This window comes from Paraburkholderia unamae (assembly GCF_003268775.1).
GTDB classification, from domain to species: Bacteria; Pseudomonadota; Gammaproteobacteria; order Burkholderiales; family Burkholderiaceae; genus Paraburkholderia; species Paraburkholderia unamae.
In genome coordinates, this window is sequence record NZ_QLSU01000024.1 from 24,531 (window position 1) to 41,138 (window position 16,608).

The 16,608-nt window shown below is 58.2% G+C and carries 15 protein-coding genes and 1 pseudogene; 9 read left to right on the forward strand and 7 right to left on the reverse strand.

The genetic code is table 11. The features are described from left to right. Nucleotides 1-21 precede the first annotated feature (21 nt). A complete protein-coding gene (locus C7401_RS31030; protein ID WP_258397295.1) occupies nucleotides 22-303 on the forward strand; it encodes a YciI family protein in 282 nt (93 codons plus the stop codon). Here the strand turns inward: C7401_RS31030 and C7401_RS45715 are convergent. Both C7401_RS45715 and C7401_RS31040 read right to left on the reverse strand, forming a co-directional pair. After that, a pseudogene (locus C7401_RS45715) lies at nucleotides 304-1,014 on the reverse strand (DUF2867 domain-containing protein). Between the two features lie 135 nt (nucleotides 1,015-1,149). Further along, nucleotides 1,150-1,743 carry an FMN-dependent NADH-azoreductase gene (locus C7401_RS31040; RefSeq protein ID WP_112175230.1) on the reverse strand — a complete coding sequence of 198 codons (594 nt, stop codon included), beginning with the start codon at nucleotides 1,741-1,743 and terminating at the stop codon, nucleotides 1,150-1,152. A 90-nt stretch (nucleotides 1,744-1,833) separates the two neighbouring features. On the opposite strand from C7401_RS31040, the gene C7401_RS31045 reads away from it, so the two are divergent. Further along, nucleotides 1,834-2,238, forward strand: coding sequence for a winged helix-turn-helix transcriptional regulator (locus tag C7401_RS31045; protein ID WP_112175231.1), 405 nt, complete (start codon nucleotides 1,834-1,836; stop codon nucleotides 2,236-2,238). 363 nt (nucleotides 2,239-2,601) lie between these two features. On the opposite strand, the gene C7401_RS31055 is transcribed toward C7401_RS31045, so the two are convergent. The 3 genes from C7401_RS31055 to leuC all read right to left on the reverse strand — a co-directional run bounded on the left by C7401_RS31055 (nucleotide 2,602) and on the right by leuC (nucleotide 6,339). Next, nucleotides 2,602-3,282: an IS6 family transposase gene (locus tag C7401_RS31055; RefSeq protein WP_112175232.1), complete on the reverse strand. Its 681-nt coding sequence runs from the start codon at nucleotides 3,280-3,282 to the stop codon at nucleotides 2,602-2,604. Between the two features lie 938 nt (nucleotides 3,283-4,220). Continuing rightward, nucleotides 4,221-4,916, reverse strand: a complete 696-nt coding sequence (gene leuD / locus C7401_RS31060) for a 3-isopropylmalate dehydratase small subunit (protein WP_112175233.1) — start codon at nucleotides 4,914-4,916, stop codon at nucleotides 4,221-4,223. Nucleotides 4,917-4,926: 10 nt separating this feature from the next. Continuing rightward, nucleotides 4,927-6,339, reverse strand: coding sequence for a 3-isopropylmalate dehydratase large subunit (gene leuC, locus C7401_RS31065; RefSeq protein WP_112175234.1), 1,413 nt, complete (start codon nucleotides 6,337-6,339; stop codon nucleotides 4,927-4,929). 232 nt (nucleotides 6,340-6,571) lie between these two features. Between leuC and C7401_RS31070 the strand changes: the two genes are divergently transcribed. Next, nucleotides 6,572-7,444 (forward strand): LysR family transcriptional regulator, encoded by an 873-nt coding sequence (locus C7401_RS31070; protein WP_112175235.1) that lies wholly within the window; start codon nucleotides 6,572-6,574, stop codon nucleotides 7,442-7,444. 279 nt (nucleotides 7,445-7,723) lie between these two features. Here the strand turns inward: C7401_RS31070 and C7401_RS31075 are convergent, their stop codons facing one another. Further along, the gene (locus tag C7401_RS31075; protein WP_112175236.1) at nucleotides 7,724-8,536 is read right to left on the reverse strand and encodes an IclR family transcriptional regulator domain-containing protein; all 813 of its coding nucleotides are present in this window, start codon (nucleotides 8,534-8,536) and stop codon (nucleotides 7,724-7,726) included. 142 nt (nucleotides 8,537-8,678) lie between these two features. Here C7401_RS31075 and C7401_RS31080 point away from each other — a divergent pair, with 142 nt between their 5' ends. The 4 genes from C7401_RS31080 to C7401_RS31095 all read left to right on the forward strand — a co-directional run bounded on the left by C7401_RS31080 (nucleotide 8,679) and on the right by C7401_RS31095 (nucleotide 13,343). After that, on the forward strand, nucleotides 8,679-9,485 hold the full coding sequence (locus C7401_RS31080; protein ID WP_112175237.1) for a citryl-CoA lyase: 807 nt from the start codon (nucleotides 8,679-8,681) through the stop codon (nucleotides 9,483-9,485). 45 nt (nucleotides 9,486-9,530) lie between these two features. Further along, the gene (locus C7401_RS31085; protein ID WP_112175238.1) at nucleotides 9,531-10,664 is read left to right on the forward strand and encodes a CaiB/BaiF CoA transferase family protein; all 1,134 of its coding nucleotides are present in this window, start codon (nucleotides 9,531-9,533) and stop codon (nucleotides 10,662-10,664) included. A gap of 63 nt (nucleotides 10,665-10,727) precedes the next feature. After that, a complete protein-coding gene (locus tag C7401_RS31090; RefSeq protein ID WP_112175321.1) occupies nucleotides 10,728-12,068 on the forward strand; it encodes an MFS transporter in 1,341 nt (446 codons plus the stop codon). Between the two features lie 123 nt (nucleotides 12,069-12,191). Then, nucleotides 12,192-13,343, forward strand: coding sequence for a porin (locus tag C7401_RS31095; protein ID WP_112175239.1), 1,152 nt, complete (start codon nucleotides 12,192-12,194; stop codon nucleotides 13,341-13,343). 63 nt (nucleotides 13,344-13,406) lie between these two features. Here the strand turns inward: C7401_RS31095 and C7401_RS31100 are convergent, their stop codons facing one another. After that, complete coding sequence (locus C7401_RS31100; RefSeq protein WP_112175240.1) at nucleotides 13,407-14,324, reverse strand: LysR family transcriptional regulator; 918 nt, start codon at nucleotides 14,322-14,324, stop codon at nucleotides 13,407-13,409. A 160-nt stretch (nucleotides 14,325-14,484) separates the two neighbouring features. Between C7401_RS31100 and C7401_RS31105 the strand changes: the two genes are divergently transcribed. Together C7401_RS31105 and C7401_RS31110 are read left to right on the forward strand one after the other, a co-directional pair. Then, nucleotides 14,485-15,849: an LLM class flavin-dependent oxidoreductase gene (locus tag C7401_RS31105; protein WP_373864470.1), complete on the forward strand. Its 1,365-nt coding sequence runs from the start codon at nucleotides 14,485-14,487 to the stop codon at nucleotides 15,847-15,849. A gap of 12 nt (nucleotides 15,850-15,861) precedes the next feature. Further along, nucleotides 15,862-16,500, forward strand: coding sequence for an NADPH-dependent FMN reductase (locus tag C7401_RS31110; protein ID WP_112175242.1), 639 nt, complete (start codon nucleotides 15,862-15,864; stop codon nucleotides 16,498-16,500). The last annotated feature ends 108 nt before the right edge of the window (nucleotides 16,501-16,608 follow it).

Genomic DNA, 16,608 nt, shown 5'->3' on the forward strand with positions numbered 1-16,608 from the left:
ACGGACGAACCCAAGGAGCCGATGATGCATTGGATTATCTATTGCACTGACAAGCCGGGCGCGCTGGCGCTGCGCGAGGCAAATATCGCGCTGCACCGCGCGTATCTAGAGAAGGCGTCGATGAAGGTTGTGATGTCGGGGCCTCTTACCGACGATAGCGGCGAGAAGATGAACGGCAGCTTCTTTCTGGTCGAAGCGGATTCGCGCGAAGAAGTCGAATCGTTCAACCGCCAGGATCCGTTCTTCGGGCTCGAGCTGTGGTCGGAAATCCGTATCCATCGCTTTTATAAACGGGTTGGGTAGTCATACACCTTCCCGACACCGATGAATCATTGAAAATGCCAACGACCGAGGAGATGCTTCAGGAAAGGGTGGCGTAGACGCAAGGCAGGTTGTTCGTTGTTTACTTTGGCGCTGGATCGACCGAATGGCACACGTCGAGTCACTCACATGCGCAGCTGATGGCGTTGACCAAAGGCAGAGCGTCGATCCGTACGGACTCGGGCGCATGGGTCTTGCGGCCGGAACGCTGCCTGTCCATTCCATCAAACACAAAGCATTCCCTCGACACGGTGGTCTATAAGCATGGCCGAGTAGGCGATTGTAGAAGACGAGCGTTGTCACGATCACCCGGCGGGAGCGTTCGTCGGAAGGCGGCTGCACGAGTACCGACACGCGGAAATCCAGATGCGTGTCGTCCTCTCCAAGCACGCTCTCGTTTGGATATCATCCGAATGCGCGGAAAATGTTTATCCGGTCGCCGCCTGCGCCCCGGAGATCCGCTGTGCCCTTTAGACCAAACGGCAGTACCAGCAAGTCGCGCAATTTCAGCGGCGCCGCAATCCATTCCCGCTGATGTTTGAAGATGTGCCGGGCGATACATTCCGCGTCGTGAGACGCGGCCTCCGGCAGATCGATCGAATATGCGTCCGCGAAATCGGCTCTGCCGGAGCAGGACGTCAGTTGTGAGGATGCCGGCAAGCCCGCCTGTTTGATGTTCGCGTCTGTGTGCATATCCGATCAACGAAATGACGTTGGACCGGGTCTATGCGGTCGGAGCAGCGAGTTCTCGCCTTCGACCGCCCTCCAGATGCCCCATATACGGGGACGTTCCCTTGCACTCGAAAACGCGTGAGTGCACCGCCGCTCTCAAGCTCCAGGGGTAGCCCGAGCGGCAGCGTTCGGAGAAACCTTGCGCGCCGCTTCAAGTGCGCTCGCGATCGAGGCGCGACGCACCTCCTCACTGCGCCCGAGCCCTTCCGCGACGACGAATTCGATATCGGAGACGCCTATGAACGTGAACACCGAGCGAAGCAGGGTCTCGGCATGCTCGAACGCCTGATAGGGGGAGCCCTCGCTGTAAACATTGCCGCGCGCCAGCGCGACGATCACGCGCTTGCCCTGGGCAAGACCAATCGGTCCGTTCTCGCCCCGTGCGAAGGTCTTCCCGCGCACGACGATATGATCGATCCATGCCTTGAGCTGGGTGGGAACCGAAAAATTGTAGAAGCCCGCCCCGATCACCACGATGTCGCTGTTGAGGAACTGCTGCACGTCGTTGCCAGCGTCGAGCGCCATGAACGCGTCGAAGGAGAGATGGGGGAGGGGTTCGCGGGCAAGATCGCGATAGGTGACATTCACGGCGTCGTGTGTTTCGACGATCCGCTCGACAATGGCGGCAGAGAGCACGCGGCTCGCCGAGTTTGCACCCATGATACTGGAATCGAGATGGAGCAGGTTCACTTTTGGCCTCTGGTCTGGATTTGTGACCAGCACTATGCTATGCAATCAGGGGCGATCCGCCAAGAACGCATATTTTTAGGACCAAGTCACATGGATATGCCTGCCTCATCAGGGGTCAGCACCCAGTGCCATAAGGTTGGCAAGGTGCTCGCCATCGTTGGCGACAAATGGACGGTGATGATTGTCAGGGTACTGATCGATCGGCCACGCCGCTTCAACGAGATCAAACGGACCGTCGGCGGGATCTCGCAGCAGATGCTTACGCGTACCCTGAAAGCACTCGAGCGCGACGGCATGGTGAGCCGCACGGTTTACCCGACGGTGCCCCCGCAGGTCGAATATGCCCTGACTCAGCTTGGACAATCCCTCGCCGTACCGGTTCGTGCGTTGGGTGCATGGGCGGGAGAGCATCTCAACGAGATCGAGAACAACCGGGCACGCTATGATCAGGACAAACACGCTCGCGCCGGTCGACGCGGGACCGGGCAGGCCTGACGTCCGCCGGCGAAAGAGCGGCTCGCGTCGGTGATTAGCACACTGCGACCCTAGGAGCCAATATCGTAGGCGCCTCGTCGACCGTGACGACTGCGGCAAATGCCGACGGCGGTTGCTCAACGTCAGCATTCGCCTCAGCAGCGCGCTCCCGCCGCTCTTCCAGTCGTACCCACTTGTGCAGCTGGTTTGCGTCCACGCAGGCCTTCAGCGCCAGGACAGCCAGCGAGGCACCAGGTCGGCGACAAGCCTCGATAAGCTAGCGTTTGCCCTCGGGATCGTACCGATGCTTACCGTCGGCACATGTCTTGGGTTTTGTCGCGGTAAGGATCAAGGGGCGAGAAATATCGATATGCGAAGTACTGCTTATATTACAAGGTCATAGAATTGATCAGCGGCGGATGGATGGTTTCCGTGAGCACACTTCATCTGCCCCTTCGCGATCATATGCATTAGCTCAATGCCGGCCAAAAGGATCCGGGCACAGCGAAAAGTCTTGAACCCCAGCATGGGCCGCGTTCGTCGCGTGATTGCCCGATGGTCCTGCTCGACGATGTTGTTCAGATATTTGGATTGGCGGATCTTGATGGGCATTTCACGATCGGCATTGATCGCTTCGAGCGCGGCGCGATTGGCGCCGCTTCTGTCAATCGTCACGGTGTCGGGTTCGCCGTTCTGAACGATCGATTTCTCGAAATACCTCCGGGCTGCCGCCGTGTCACGACGGGCCCGCAGCAGGAAATCAACCGTGTTGCCTGCCTTGTCGACTGCACGGTATAAGTATTTCCACTGCCCCTTGACCTTGATGTACGTTTCGTCCATACGCCAGCTCTTGCCAACCGGGCGCTTGCGGCAGCGAAACACTTTCTCCAGTACCGGTAACAGCTTCATGGCCCAGCGGTGCACGGTCGAATGATCGACCGAAATTCCGCGCTCGGCCATCATCTGTTCAAGATGGCGCAGACTCAACGGATACGCCACGTACCATCGCACGCACATCAGGATGACGTCGAGCGGGTAGTGCAGGCGCTGGAGCACCTTCGCCATGGCCGGATTCAGGTTCTGTTTGATTGATCAAAACGCTCGCCTTCACGCTGCCAGCATAGCAGCTCGCCTTATCGCGACAAAACCGTCCTATTTCGATCGATCTGTCAAGGCATTGGGGGCCTGATATGCCGTTGCGATTTTGGGTACCGCTGGAGGGCTTGGTCGTGCTACCGCCACGGTATTGTGAAAGCGTTGGTGCGAGGATGGATGGCATCGTCGCTCCCGCGCGCCACACAGCATCGAGCAGTAGTTAGGATAACAGAGCAGGAAGGGGTCGAGCTGATCTTCTATACCGCCATGGTGCCATGAATTCGTGGATTGGCCTCGTGCAGGAGCATCGGGAGACCGACCTCTGTGCTTGCGGGCCGTCTCGGGTCATGCTGCGCAATAGCTGGTATCGCGAAAACTCCATGGAGCAGCTTTCACATGCGCTGACCCGTGGTACTTATCTTGGCGCCACGAAGAACGCACGGATTACCGCGATACAGCTATCTGACGCCGCCGAAGCCACAGCCGCTACGCTTCCTGGTGAAGGGTATGCGTGCCGTACTTACGAGCTGACGGGTGAGATTCCCTTCACTCGAGAGCGAAAAAAGGACCCCTATCGGCGAGGGTTGGAAAAAGGGGCGGCCATGTTGCGCACTACCTTCGCGCCCGGATTCAAGGAACTGCATCGGACCTCTGTCCATGGAATATCTGACGCGCTGGCGAGTGAAGCTGACCGCAGGGAGACTGGCCAATCCCGGGGACACCGTTTCCGACACTGGTCTGGTACCGCAGAGTGATGAGACAGGACGTCGTTAAACAGCGCGTTCAGACGCATCGTGATCGTCCCGCCAACATGGCCGTCACTGGGGGAGGGGGAGTGCGGCGTGAGTCGCGCGTATTGCTCGGAGCCTGCGTCGGCCGTGTGTGCTCTGCGGAGTTGCCGGCCTCTATCAATCTGTCCAGTCCGCGGTCTTGCCCGCTGAGCACGGGGATCGGGATGCGACTGGCACTTTCTCAAGCCAGGGCTCGTCCGCCAGCCGTTGGCGCGCGAACGCATCAATGTCGAGCGCATGGAGAAGCGTAGAACCTATTTCGTCAAGTCCCTCAAGCAGCATGGCTTTGCTGAACGGATCGATCTCGAAAACATGCTCTTTGCCATCCGGTCTCCGTACGAACTGATCGACAAGATTCACCGTAAGGCGGTATCCCGGAACGTGCTCAACGGCGTTGAAAAGTTCATCGATCAGCGTTTCAGGCAGGGCAACTGGCAGCAGGCCATTCTTCAGGCAGTTGTTTCGAAAAATTTCCGCAAAGCTGGGCGCCACGAGCGCGCGGACTCCCCATTCGGAAAGCGCCCATACTGCGTGTTCCCGGCTCGACCCACAACCGAAGTTCGCCCTCGCGAGCAGAATGCCAGCACCCTGGTAGCGAGGCAGGTTAAGGACGAAGTTGGGGTTCCGGGAGCGGGTCGAACAATCGTCACCGGGCTCAGCGGTGTCGAGATAGCGCCACTCGTCGAAGAGATAGGCTCCAAAGCCTGTGCGCCCCATCATTTTCATATACTGCTTTGGCAGGATCGCGTCGGTATCGACATTTGGTCGGTCGATCGGAACGACTAGCCGCTCAATTGTGGTGAAGGCCTGCATACGCGAGAATTCAGGGAAGTTCAGAAATGTTGACAAAGTGTCCTGCAATTGCAGCGGCCGCCGCCATTGCGGGGCTTACCAGGTGCGTGCGGCCGCCGCGCCCCTGGCGACCCTCAAAGTTGCGATTTGACGTGGAGGCACATCGCTCGCCGGGACTGAGCCGATCGTCGTTCATGCCGAGGCACATTGAGCAGCCCGGCTCGCGCCATTCGAAGCCGGCCTCCCGAAAGATGGCGTCAAGGCCCTCTTGCTCCGCCTGACGTTTGACGAGTCCGGAGCCGGGTACGACAAGCGCCTGAACAATACTGCCTGCAACCTTGCGGCCTTGCACGATGCGCGCGGCGTCGCGCAGGTCTTCAATGCGTGCGTTTGTGCACGAACCGATGAAGACTTTATCCAGTGTAATGCTCCTAATCGGCGCACCGGCAGCGAGGCCCATGTACGTCAGCGCGTCGCGCATGCCGGCGCGTTTGACGGGATCGGCCTCATGTTCGGGATTGGGTACGACATCGTCAACGGTACACGTCATGCTGGGCGTAGTGCCCCACGTCACCTGTGGCCGGATTGCAGTGGCATCCAGCGTCAGTTCGCAATCAAACGCCGCTTCTGGGTCACTTCGCAGCGTGCGCCAAAAAGCCTCGGCCCTGTCCCATTGCCTTCCTTGTGGCGCGAGCGGGCGTTCATGCAAATAGTCCAATGTTGTATCGTCGACGGCCACCATGCCGCAACGCGCACCCGCCTCGATTGACAGATTGCACAGCGTCATGCGTGCTTCCATACTCATCGCGTGAACGGTGGTACCACAGAACTCCAGAGCGTAGCCTGTCCCGAAGGCGGTGCCAAATGCGCCAAGCATCGCAAGCGCCACATCCTTTGCGGTCACACCTTCAGCCAGCGCGCCGTCGATTGTCATCCGCATGGTTTTCATGCGTTGCAGTCGCAGACACTGGGTGGCGAGCACATGTTCGATGTCAGACGTGCCGACCCCGAAGGCAAGCGTCGCAAATGCACCATGCGTACTTGTATGGGAGTCGCCACATATCAGCGTTGTACCAGGCAGTGTCAGTCCCTGTTCGGGTCCGACAACATGCAGAATGCCTTGTCGGACATCATTGAGTGGGAGTGCAGCAAGACCGAAGTCGCGGCAATTCGCTTCCAGCGTAAGGACCTGCGCGCGGGCGACGAGGTCGGCGATGGCGTTCGCACTGATACGTTGACCCGTAGTCGGCACGTTGTGGTCGGACATGGCGAGCACCGAACCAGGGCGTCGCACACCGCGACCCGCCAGCCGAAGACCGTCGAAGGCCTGTGGGCTGGTGACCTCGTTCACGAGGTGGCGATCAATATATAGCAGCGTGGAGCCATCGTCGTTCTCGCGAACAGCATGTCGTAACCAGATCTTTTCGAACAGAGTTTGAGGCATCGCAGGTTGGCAAACCTAAAAATAGACAGTCCCGTGCGGGGCGGATGCACTATGATTCGTCGACCAGTAGCGTGTCGTCAGCGTGATCCGGGCCAGAGAAGGAATCCGGACGCATGCTATCGGTCGTGCGGTTTGCACGCCAGTGCCTTCTCGGCACCGCAGCCATGTCGTATCGTGATGGCTGGAGTGCGCCAATAATATGTACAGTCCAGGCGAGCTATCAGGATAATCTATGCGCTTCGATCTCGATTCGCTGAGGCTCTTTGCTGCCGTGGTCGAAAAAGGCAGTATCGCCGCGGCCGCTGACGCCATGCATATCGTGGCGTCTGCAGTCAGCCGGCGCATTGCCGAGCTCGAGTGCAACGCTGGCACGCCACTCTTCGAGCGTCATAGCCGTGGCGTCCATCCTACCGCTGCAGGGCAGACGCTCTACCGTCACACGCAGCGCATTCTGGAGCAGTTGCGTCAGACTGAGGGAGAACTGAGCGAGTACACGAATGGGGTGAGAGGCCATGTACGGCTGTCGGTCAATTTGACTGCAATGGTCCACTATTTGCCTGCAGTGTTGCATCGTTTTCTGAAAGCGAATAGCGCAATCAAGATCGATCTCATTGAGAAGACCAGTGACGCGGTCATCCGTATGGTGGAAAGCGGTATGGTCGACTTTGGCATCTGCGCGCTGACAGATCGGCAGGAACGACTAGTCTGCGTTCCGTATCGAAGTGACCGGCTGTTTGTCGTTGTGCCGAGGAACCATCGGTTCGCGCGCTGTCGCAGCCTGTCGTTCGGAGACGTGCTGAAAGAGGACATCGTCGGCATGCAGGACGGTTCGTCGATACATACACTCAGTCGACGTGCTGCAGCTTTAAACGGACGGCACCTGAAATTGCGCATACAGGTAACGAGCTTTGAGGCGGTACGAAACATGGTGGCGGCGGGTTTAGGTATTGGCCTGTTACCGGAAGTCGGCATCCCGGACGGGATGGCGGACATTGTCAAGATTGCGCTTGATGAGCCTTGGGCCGAGCGCGCATTGCAGATCGTGTACCGTGACCTTGAGACGCTATCCATCGTCTCGAAACTGCTGATGGAACAGTTGGTCTGAAGCCAACAAATTGAGGGTTCGTTCACGGTGGCGTCCGCGCCTGGGGACAAGCAATCCGGGCTCGCACGAGATGTCGCTTTCAGCGTTCGCGGCGAGGCGTTTGTGGCCGGCGCGCGCAGAGCGTCTGCACACCCGGCTTGCAGTGGCAAGCGTCGTGCCCTGCGTACGCGAATATGTCAAGCAACGCGTCAACACAGGTTTCTGGAACCTTTGTGTCCGCTGGAACCAGTGGGCAGGCATCGCCAGTGTTCCATTGCCGCTGCGACCGAACGCGTTTCGCTACCCCTGCCGCTCGGCCAGGATCGAGTGCACCAGCATGGGGTATTGGCGTAGCGCATCTGAGATCTTTCGCGCGGCATCGCGGAGGATGGGTTCGCGCGTCTTCAACATTTCCGCGCGCTTGACTCGGGACGGCGAGGTGGAACAATTAACCGCGGCGATTACTGCGCCTTGCGCGCTCCTGATCGGCACCGCAACTGATACGACGCCATAGTCAAACTCATCTTCGACGCTAACGATGTCGTTCTTCTTTGCATCGGCGAAAATTTGAAGCAACGCCTCGACGTCGGTGACAGTCTTCTCGGTGAACTTCTTCAAGTGGCTCTCAGCGAGGATCGCCTTCTGTGCGTCGAGGTCCTGGAAGGCGAGAAGGATCCGGCCGGTCGAACTGACAAACGCTGGATAGCGGGTGCCGAGATGCGCCGCGTGGCGAGCGGCGCGCTTCGCCGTTACCGTTGCGATGTAGACGACCTCAGTGCCGTCGAGGATTGTCACTGACGAACTGTCGCCAGTCGCAGCGACAACATCCTGCAGGTGGTCCTGCGCGACTTCCTGCAGGTTCATCGACGCCAGATATGGTGCGCTCAAATCCAGTACCCGCGCGGTTAGCAGAAAACGACGTCCACTGGCGGTGACATAGCCCAGGCTCTGCAGGGTGTGCAGAAAGCGTCGCGCAGTCGCCGGCGTCAGGCCAGAGGACGACGCGACTTCGCTAAGCGTCAGTTCGGCCCGCTCTCGTGTGAAAACCTTAATGACGTCCAGCCCACGCGCGAGCGCGGTGACGAACTCGCGATTGTCCTTTTCGCTTGACATGACATCCCCTCGGGATCATTATTTATCACACAGCGAAGTTATTTTCGCCTAGCGAAATTGTAGCACTTCCAGATGGGCGACGCAATGTCCGCGGCACCGGATTTTGTGCGCGTTTCTTCACTATTCCAGACAGGAGACAACAATGCGTATTGGCAAGCAGGGGACGCTTTCTTCAGCAATCGCGACCGCGACAGCCGACCGGATCACCGTGCGCGGTTACGATCTTAGCGCCGACCTGATCGGCAACGTCGGCCTGACCGAACTCTTTTATATTCTGTTGACCGGCGTACGGCCAACCGAGATGCAACGCCTGTTTATCGACGCCGCGCTGGTATCCGTCGCCGAACACGGACTGGTTCCATCAGTCGCGGCAGCCCGGATGACGCTCGCCGCTGCGCCGGATGCCTGGCAAGGCGCAGTTGCGGCTGGATTGCTCGGCTGCGGGTCAGTGGTCCTTGGCAGTTCCGAGACGGCCGGCCGTCTGTTCTCGGAGCTTGTGTCCGAGGCTGCCGATACCAGTAGTCCGCTCGCGGAAGTAGTCCGTAACAGGCTTGCGGCCATGCGTGAAACACGTACCCCGCTCCCGGGCTTTGGCCATCCGCTTCACCGCGACGAAGACCCGCGCGCGACCCGTCTGCTTGCCCTTGCAGACAGGCACGGCGTTGCCGGAGCTCACGTTGCTGCGCTGCGCGAAATCGTCACGCAGATGCCCGCAGCGTATGGCCGCACGCTCGCTGTCAATGTGTCCGGTGCGATTCCCGCGGTATTGCTTGATGTTGGCTTTCCGATGAAGGCGATGAAGGGTATTCCGCTACTTGCACGAACCGCAAGCCTTGTCGCCCATTTGCTCGAGGAAGCAGCAAACCCGATCGGCTTCGCCATGGCCCACGCCGGGGAGGCAGTGATCAGTTATCAGGATGCGTCGTCGCAGCCGACTGACGCGACTTAACACACCGTTGCACGATTCAAATATTGGAATCCGAAGGCAAAAATAATGAGTTATCCTAATCTATTATCAGACATATGCGTCGTGGAGCAGGGTGGTTTTATCACCGGACCTCACGCAACGATGCTGCTAGGCGACCTTGGTGCGGACGTGATCAAGGTGGAACGACCTGACGGCGGAGACCCGTTTCGCAGCTTTGAGGGCGGCCTGTACGCGCCTCACTTTCAATCTTGCAATCGCAACAAGCGCAGCATCACGCTTGATACGCGACAGCTCGAAGATCGTGACGTATTCGACCAACTGATTGGCCGGGCAGATGTCTACGTTCAGAACTTCCGGCCAGGTATCGCCGAACGACTCGGCGTGGGTCCGGAACGGCTGATGGAGCTCAATCCTAAACTGATCTACTGCTCGATCACTGGATTTGGTCCCACCGGTCCCTATGCCGAGCACGCGTGCTATGACACCGTTGCGCAGGCCTATAGTGGTTTCCTGAGCATGCAGCTTGATCCGGACAGCCCCCGGATCGCTGGCCCCGCACTCGCGGATGCGGTCACCGGTTTGACAGCCTCGCATGCGATCCTCGCGGCGCTGCACGAACGGCAGACGACCGGCCGGGGGCGGCTGGTCGAGGTATCGATGCTTGAGGCGATGACGTATCTTTGCTGTGAGCCGTTCGCCCAGCACTTCGCCGGACGCACTCCGGGCGCGTACGGCCGCGCGCGGTTATCGCAATCGTACGTGGTTCGATGCGCGGACGACCGCCTGCTGGCGCTGCATCTGTCATCACCGGAGAAGTTCTGGACCAATCTGCTGGAGACGATCGAGCGCCCGCAGCTTGCTGATGACAGTCGTTTCGCGAACCGCAGGCTGCGAATCGAGAACCATTCACAGCTCAGTGACGAGCTCGACCGCGTATTCCGGACCAGGACGCGCGCCGAGTGGCTGAAGCGCCTGGTCGAGCTGGACGTCCCGTCTGCACCTGTCTACGATCTCGGAGAAATGCTCGCTGATCCTCAGTCACAGCATCTGCAACTCGAAGTCCAGGGGCGGCATCCGGTGCACGGCGAGGTTCGGACCATACGTACTGCTGCGCAGTTCGACGGGCAGCGATCACTGTCATTTCGTGCCGCACCTATCCTCGGCGAACATAACGCCGAGATTCGCGCCGCGCTACGCTGAGCCACTAAAAAAACTAGAAAGCCATAGGAGACATCGATGGACATCAAGGAACCATCGCTAGACATGTCGCATGCGCCAATCGTTGGCGATGTTCGCGCACATCCGCTGGAAGCACCCACGTATCGGAAAATCTTCTGGCGGCTGATCCCGATTTTCTTCGCCTGCTATATCGTGTCGTATCTGGATCGTGTGAATATAGGCTTTGCCAAGCTTCAAATGCTGAGCAGCCTGAATCTGGATGATGACATCTATGCCTTGGGTGCAAGCATTCTTTTCTGGGGCTATGTCTTATTCGAAATCCCGAGTGGAGTCGTGTTGCATAGGGTCGGTGCGCGTAAATGGATCGCCCGGATTATGATCACGTGGGGACTGGTCTCAGCGTCGTTGATGTACGTCCAGCCGCTCGCAGACTTCTTCCACACGCGTGTATCGACGATGTTCTACATCCTGCGGTTCCTGCTCGGTGTGTGCGAAGCTGGATTCGGGCCTGGCGTGTTTTACCTGCTGAACAACTGGTTCCCGGTGAAACGGCAAAGTCGCGTCTTCGCTGCGTTCATGTTGTCGCTACCGATAAGCCTATGCATCGGCAACCCGCTGTCGGGCTGGATCCTGCAGAACATGCACGATGTCCTCGGATATCAAGGCTGGCAATGGCTGCTGCTGGTGGAGGCCGTGCCATCGGTCATCCTGGGGTTCGTCGTGTTCCTTTCGGTTCCCGAAAGCATCGAGACGACGACATGGTTGCGTGAGGAAGAAAAGCACTTTTGGCAAGGCATCCTGCAACGCGAACACAGCAAGAAAATCCATGACTTTGGCGCCGCCTTGAGGAGTCGTGGAATGTGGACGTTGGCGCTAATCTCGCTGACAATGCTGACCGGGTTCTATGGATTGTCGTTCTGGCTTCCGACAATCATCCAGGCGAGCGGCCTGAAAGATGCATTCCACGTTGGACTGCTCGCTGCAGTTCCATACGCGGTATCCGGCGTCGCGATGATCGCGAACGCCATTCACTCGCATAAGACGCAGGAGCGGCGCTTTCATGCTGCAGTCCCGGCTCTGGTAGCCGGCATTGCGTTGATACTCAGTGCGCGCTTCGCCGGCAATCTGCCATTGTCGATGCTGCTGATTACCGTCGCGGCGGCAGGCATCATGGCAATCATTCCGCTGTTCTGGTCGTTCTCTGGACAGTTGTTGTCGGGCATTGCGGCCGCCGCTGGACTCGCGCTCATCAATTCGATCGGGAGTCTGTCTGGCATTGCCGGGGCAATGATCACCAACGTCGTCAAAAACATGACAGGTAGCGTGACCGACGGCACGTACGTGCTCGGTGCCTCGCTGCTGGCATGCTGCATCCTGATCCTGACGCTGCCACGTGAGCTGGTTTCCACTGTCAGCGATTCATAGACGACCGGGCTTACACGGTCGACGACACTCCCGCTGCCCCAACGTCTGCTACCCGTAGTCGTCGGCATCCTGTCGACAAAAAAAGTCATAAATAAAACTTGATACAAATATTAAGGAGAACATATGAAATGGTTTGTGACCGCTGCCGTACTTGGATCGTTCACGTGCGTCGTTCAGGCTCAGAGCAGTGTGACATTGTACGGCGTCGCCGATGCTGGTTTCATCTACAACAATAACTCGAAGGGTCATCCGCTCTACACCACCGGAGCAGGCAATCTTCAGGGGAATCGCTGGGGATTGCGTGGAAGCGAGGATATTGGAGGCGGATTAAGGGCGGTGTTCGTACTCGAAAACGGTTTCAACATGTATACCGGTGGACTCGCACAAGGTGGTGACCTGTTCGGTCGCCAGGCATATGTCGGGATTTCCTCCGACTATGGTTCGTTGACACTGGGTCGTCAGTATGATTCAGTTGTCGACTTCACCGGGCCATTCGAAGTCGGGACACAATGGGCGACCTATTTCGGAGCGCACCCGGGCGATCTCGACAACATGAACAACACGAACCGGATCAACAATTCTGTCAAGTACACAAGCGCTAACTATGCGGGCCTGAAGTTTGGGGCGCTATACAGTTTTGGTGGTGTCGCGGGACAACTCAGCAAAAATCAGATTTTCTCCGGGGGGATCGGTTATAGCAACGGGCCATTTGCGCTAGGCGTAGCGTATTTGAACGTCAAAAACCCGAATTTCTCGCTGTATGGCAATATGTCTGCATCCAGTGCGAGCGGCTCAAACATGGGGGGATCGACGGTCATATCTGGCTATGCGACGGCGGGATCCGAAGAGGTGATTTCGGCCGGAGGTTCCTACACGCTCGGCTCAGCAACGCTTGGCGCGACATACAGCAATACGCAATTTCGAAACCTTGGTACGACCCCGGTCGTTGCGGCAGGTCAGGTTACTGCGGGTACGGCCAAATTCCATAATGTTGAGTTCAACCTTAAATACCAGATCACGCCGTTCTGGTTGGTTGGCGCAGCCTACGACTACACGCGCGGCTACGGTGTAAACGAGGCGCACTACAATCAGGTGGTTGTGGGGACCGACTATTTTCTGTCGAAGCGCACTGACCTTTACCTCGACTGCGTTTATCAGCGCGCGAGTGGCACAGACTCGACCGGTCACATGGCGGTCGCGAACATCAATGCGTTGTCGGCATCTTCGACCGCCAGTCAGGTCGCAACGATTGTGGGCATTCGCCACAGGTTCTGAGTAAATACAACCGCGACGGCAGTGCTATCAAATCGCGGATACGAATCTCCTGGCGCGCGTTAACTACGCGCCGCGTTTCAGCGCTAACGCGTTCGCGAGCACTCGCGAACGCGCCCGAATCAGCGTCACCAGACGCCCGGCGGCAGGCGGCAGTGGACTCCCGGCGAGCGTAATCAACCCTAGGTGCATCGAGCGAATCGGCTCCCGAATCGGCAGTGCGGTGATGTTTTCCCAATTGACAAACATCGGTTGTGGCAACAGTGCGAGTAGTTCGCTCGTTGCCACGGTCGCCTGAACCATGGTTACGGCGTCAGCCCGTACCGCAATCACAGGTTGCCCGAGATCATACTGTAGATACAGTTCCTCAAGGGTTGAGCGTCGCAGTGTGGTCGTTGCGCCAACGATCCATTGCGCTTCGGCGATCTGGGCAACGCTGGTGCATTGTTCGAAACGATGTCCGACCCTCGCGACCACATACAGCGGGTACGCCACGAGCTGCTCGAAATGGTAAATATTGTGTGATCCGGTTTCGACCGGTAGCGGTGCGATAACCATATCGAGTGCACCTTCGCGCAACGAAACAGACATTTCGTGGAATTGTCCTTCAATGACATGAATCTGAATGCGTTTCTCAATACCCTGTACGCTATCGATCAGCGGCGCAAGGAGCTCCATGGCAGCAAGCGGTGAAGCACCGACAGAGACTGTCGCGATCTTCATGTCGGTCAGTTGACTGATTTCCTCCTCTGCCCGTCGCAGATGATTGCCGATAGCTTTGGCGTGAGCGAACAACGCGCGGCCGGCTTCGGTCAACGACGTGCCATGTGACGTGCGATTGACCAACGACGCACCTACCTCGCGTTCCAGTTCGACTATCCGGGCAGTCATCGCAGGTTGGGTGATCTCGAGTTGTCGCGCGGCCGCGCGCACGCTACCGGCGTCAACCAACGCGATCAAGGCTTCCAGCTGGTGCAGTTTCATCACTCGCCTGTTGCAATGGATTCAATGCTTTTTATCGCGATCGACACTGTCTGTCTATTCGGCTTATTCCCAGCCGACTAGGATTGTTCTGAGCGTGACGTCCGCTCGCTGGGTGAAGCAACACTATTCAACGCTTGTTTAGAGATGGGAGTGGGAAAAAGTGCGCAAGCCGAATGATCAAATGAAGCTGGGGGTATTTGTCCGGGCAAACGGGCATCACGAGGGGGCATGGAGACTACCGGAGGTTCCGCTTGGGGCGGAGCTGGATTTCGCGTTCTGGCGGGATATCGCTCGCACTGCCGAGAATGCGAAATTCGACCTTTTCTTTCTCGCAGACGTCGACGGGATACGAGGCTATGAGCGTGATCTACCTGCGTTGAGCCACGATCCATCGCGTTCCGTTTCGCAATTCGAACCGCTGACCCTGTTGTCAGCGTTGGCTGTTGCGACCGAGCATATCGGTCTCGCTGCGACCGCATCAACGACATTTAACGAGCCGTACCATATTGCACGTAAATTCGCATCACTGGACCACCTTAGCAACGGTCGCGCTGCCTGGAACGTCGTCACCTCGGCTGTGGAAGCGACCGCGACGAACTTCAATCGGGACAAGCATGCTCCGCACGATGCGCGCTATCGTCAGGCTGACGAATTCGTCGATATTGTGAAGGGTCTCTGGGACAGCTACGAGGACGATGCGTTCACGCGCGACAAGCAGAGCGGCCTGTTTTTTGATCCAGACAAGCTGCACTACCTGAACCACAGGGGCGAACACTTCGCGGTCAAAGGTCCGTTGAATGTCGCGCGACCGCTGCAAGGCCATCCCGTGATCGTGCAGGCCGGCGCGTCCGAGCCTGGTCGCGCATTGGCTGCACAAATAGCGGACGTGATCTTTGGTTCGTCGGACAGTCTTGCCAGCGCGCAGATGTTCTACAAGGACCTGAAAGAACGCGCGCTGCGAAACGGGCGCGATCCGGATCACCTGCTGATTTTACCTGGCGTTTTCACGGTAATCGGCGAAACGACGGCTGAAGCGAAGGAAAAAAATGAGCAATTGCTTGAGCTTGTTCATCCGGAGGTTGGCCTGTCGTTGCTCGGAGAGTTGATGGGGGTCGACCTGCGCAGCTATCCCGTGGATGGCCCGCTGCCTGAACATTTGCCCCCGAGTAACCAGCAGAAAGCCCTGCGCGAACGCCTTGTCGAGACTGCCCGGCGCGAAAACCTGACAATACGCGAACTCTATATTCGACAAATCGGCTCGCATGGTCTTCATACGATCGTCGGGTCGCCGACGGACATCGCCGACGAATTGGAGAACTGGTTCATCAATGAAGGCGCCGACGGCTTTAACATCATGGCCTCTCATCATCCGGGGGGATTTGATGACTTTGCGCGCCTGGTTGTGCCTGAATTGCGCCGTCGCGGCTTGTTCCGCACCGAGTATGACGGAAAGACGCTACGTGACAATCTCGGCTTGCCGCGCGTTGCGCACCGGATACCGACGACCCGTGCTCATGTCGCCTGAAAGGAGTGAAAGATGACGAACAGTACAGCGAATGACGCCCGCCCCGGATTGATCAGTGAGTGTCGCGCATCGACGTCGGCTCCGCGTGATCAACCATTGATCGTCGGAATCGGCGGCACCATGCGACCTGGTTCAACCTCAGAGACGGCGCTACGCCTCACGTTGCAGGTCGCCCGCCAGTATGGTGCCCAGACCGAGCTCTTTGCCGGCACCTCGATCGATTTGCCGGTATTCGATCCGGGTTCGCCGGAACGCCACCCGCATGCGACGCAGATGATCGAAGCACTGCGGCGCGCCGACGGTATCATCATCTCATCGCCCGGCTATCACGGTTCCGTTTCAGGGATGGTGAAGAATGCGCTCGACTACGTCGAAGACTTACGCGGAGACCGGCGTCCGTATTTCGAGGGTCGCTCCGTCGGGACGATCGTTTGCGCGGAAGGACCGCAGGCGTTGGGCTCGACGTTGACGACACTGCGTTCGATCGTCCATTGCCTGCGGGGATGGAATACGCCGTACGGCGCCACGTTCAACGTCAGTGACAAACCATTCGTTGGCGGCAACGCAAAGGATGAGAACGTCATGCGTCAGCTGGAGCTATTGGCGCATCAGACGGTTCACTGGGCGACATTGAATCGTCTCGCGGCTTAACAGGCCGGATTGCGATCAACAGCTCTCAAGACCTGGGGCCTCGCAGTGCACTCGTTCAGGCAGCGCCAGTGCTGATCTGAATTGCGAGGTCATCGCGCGCGGTCGACC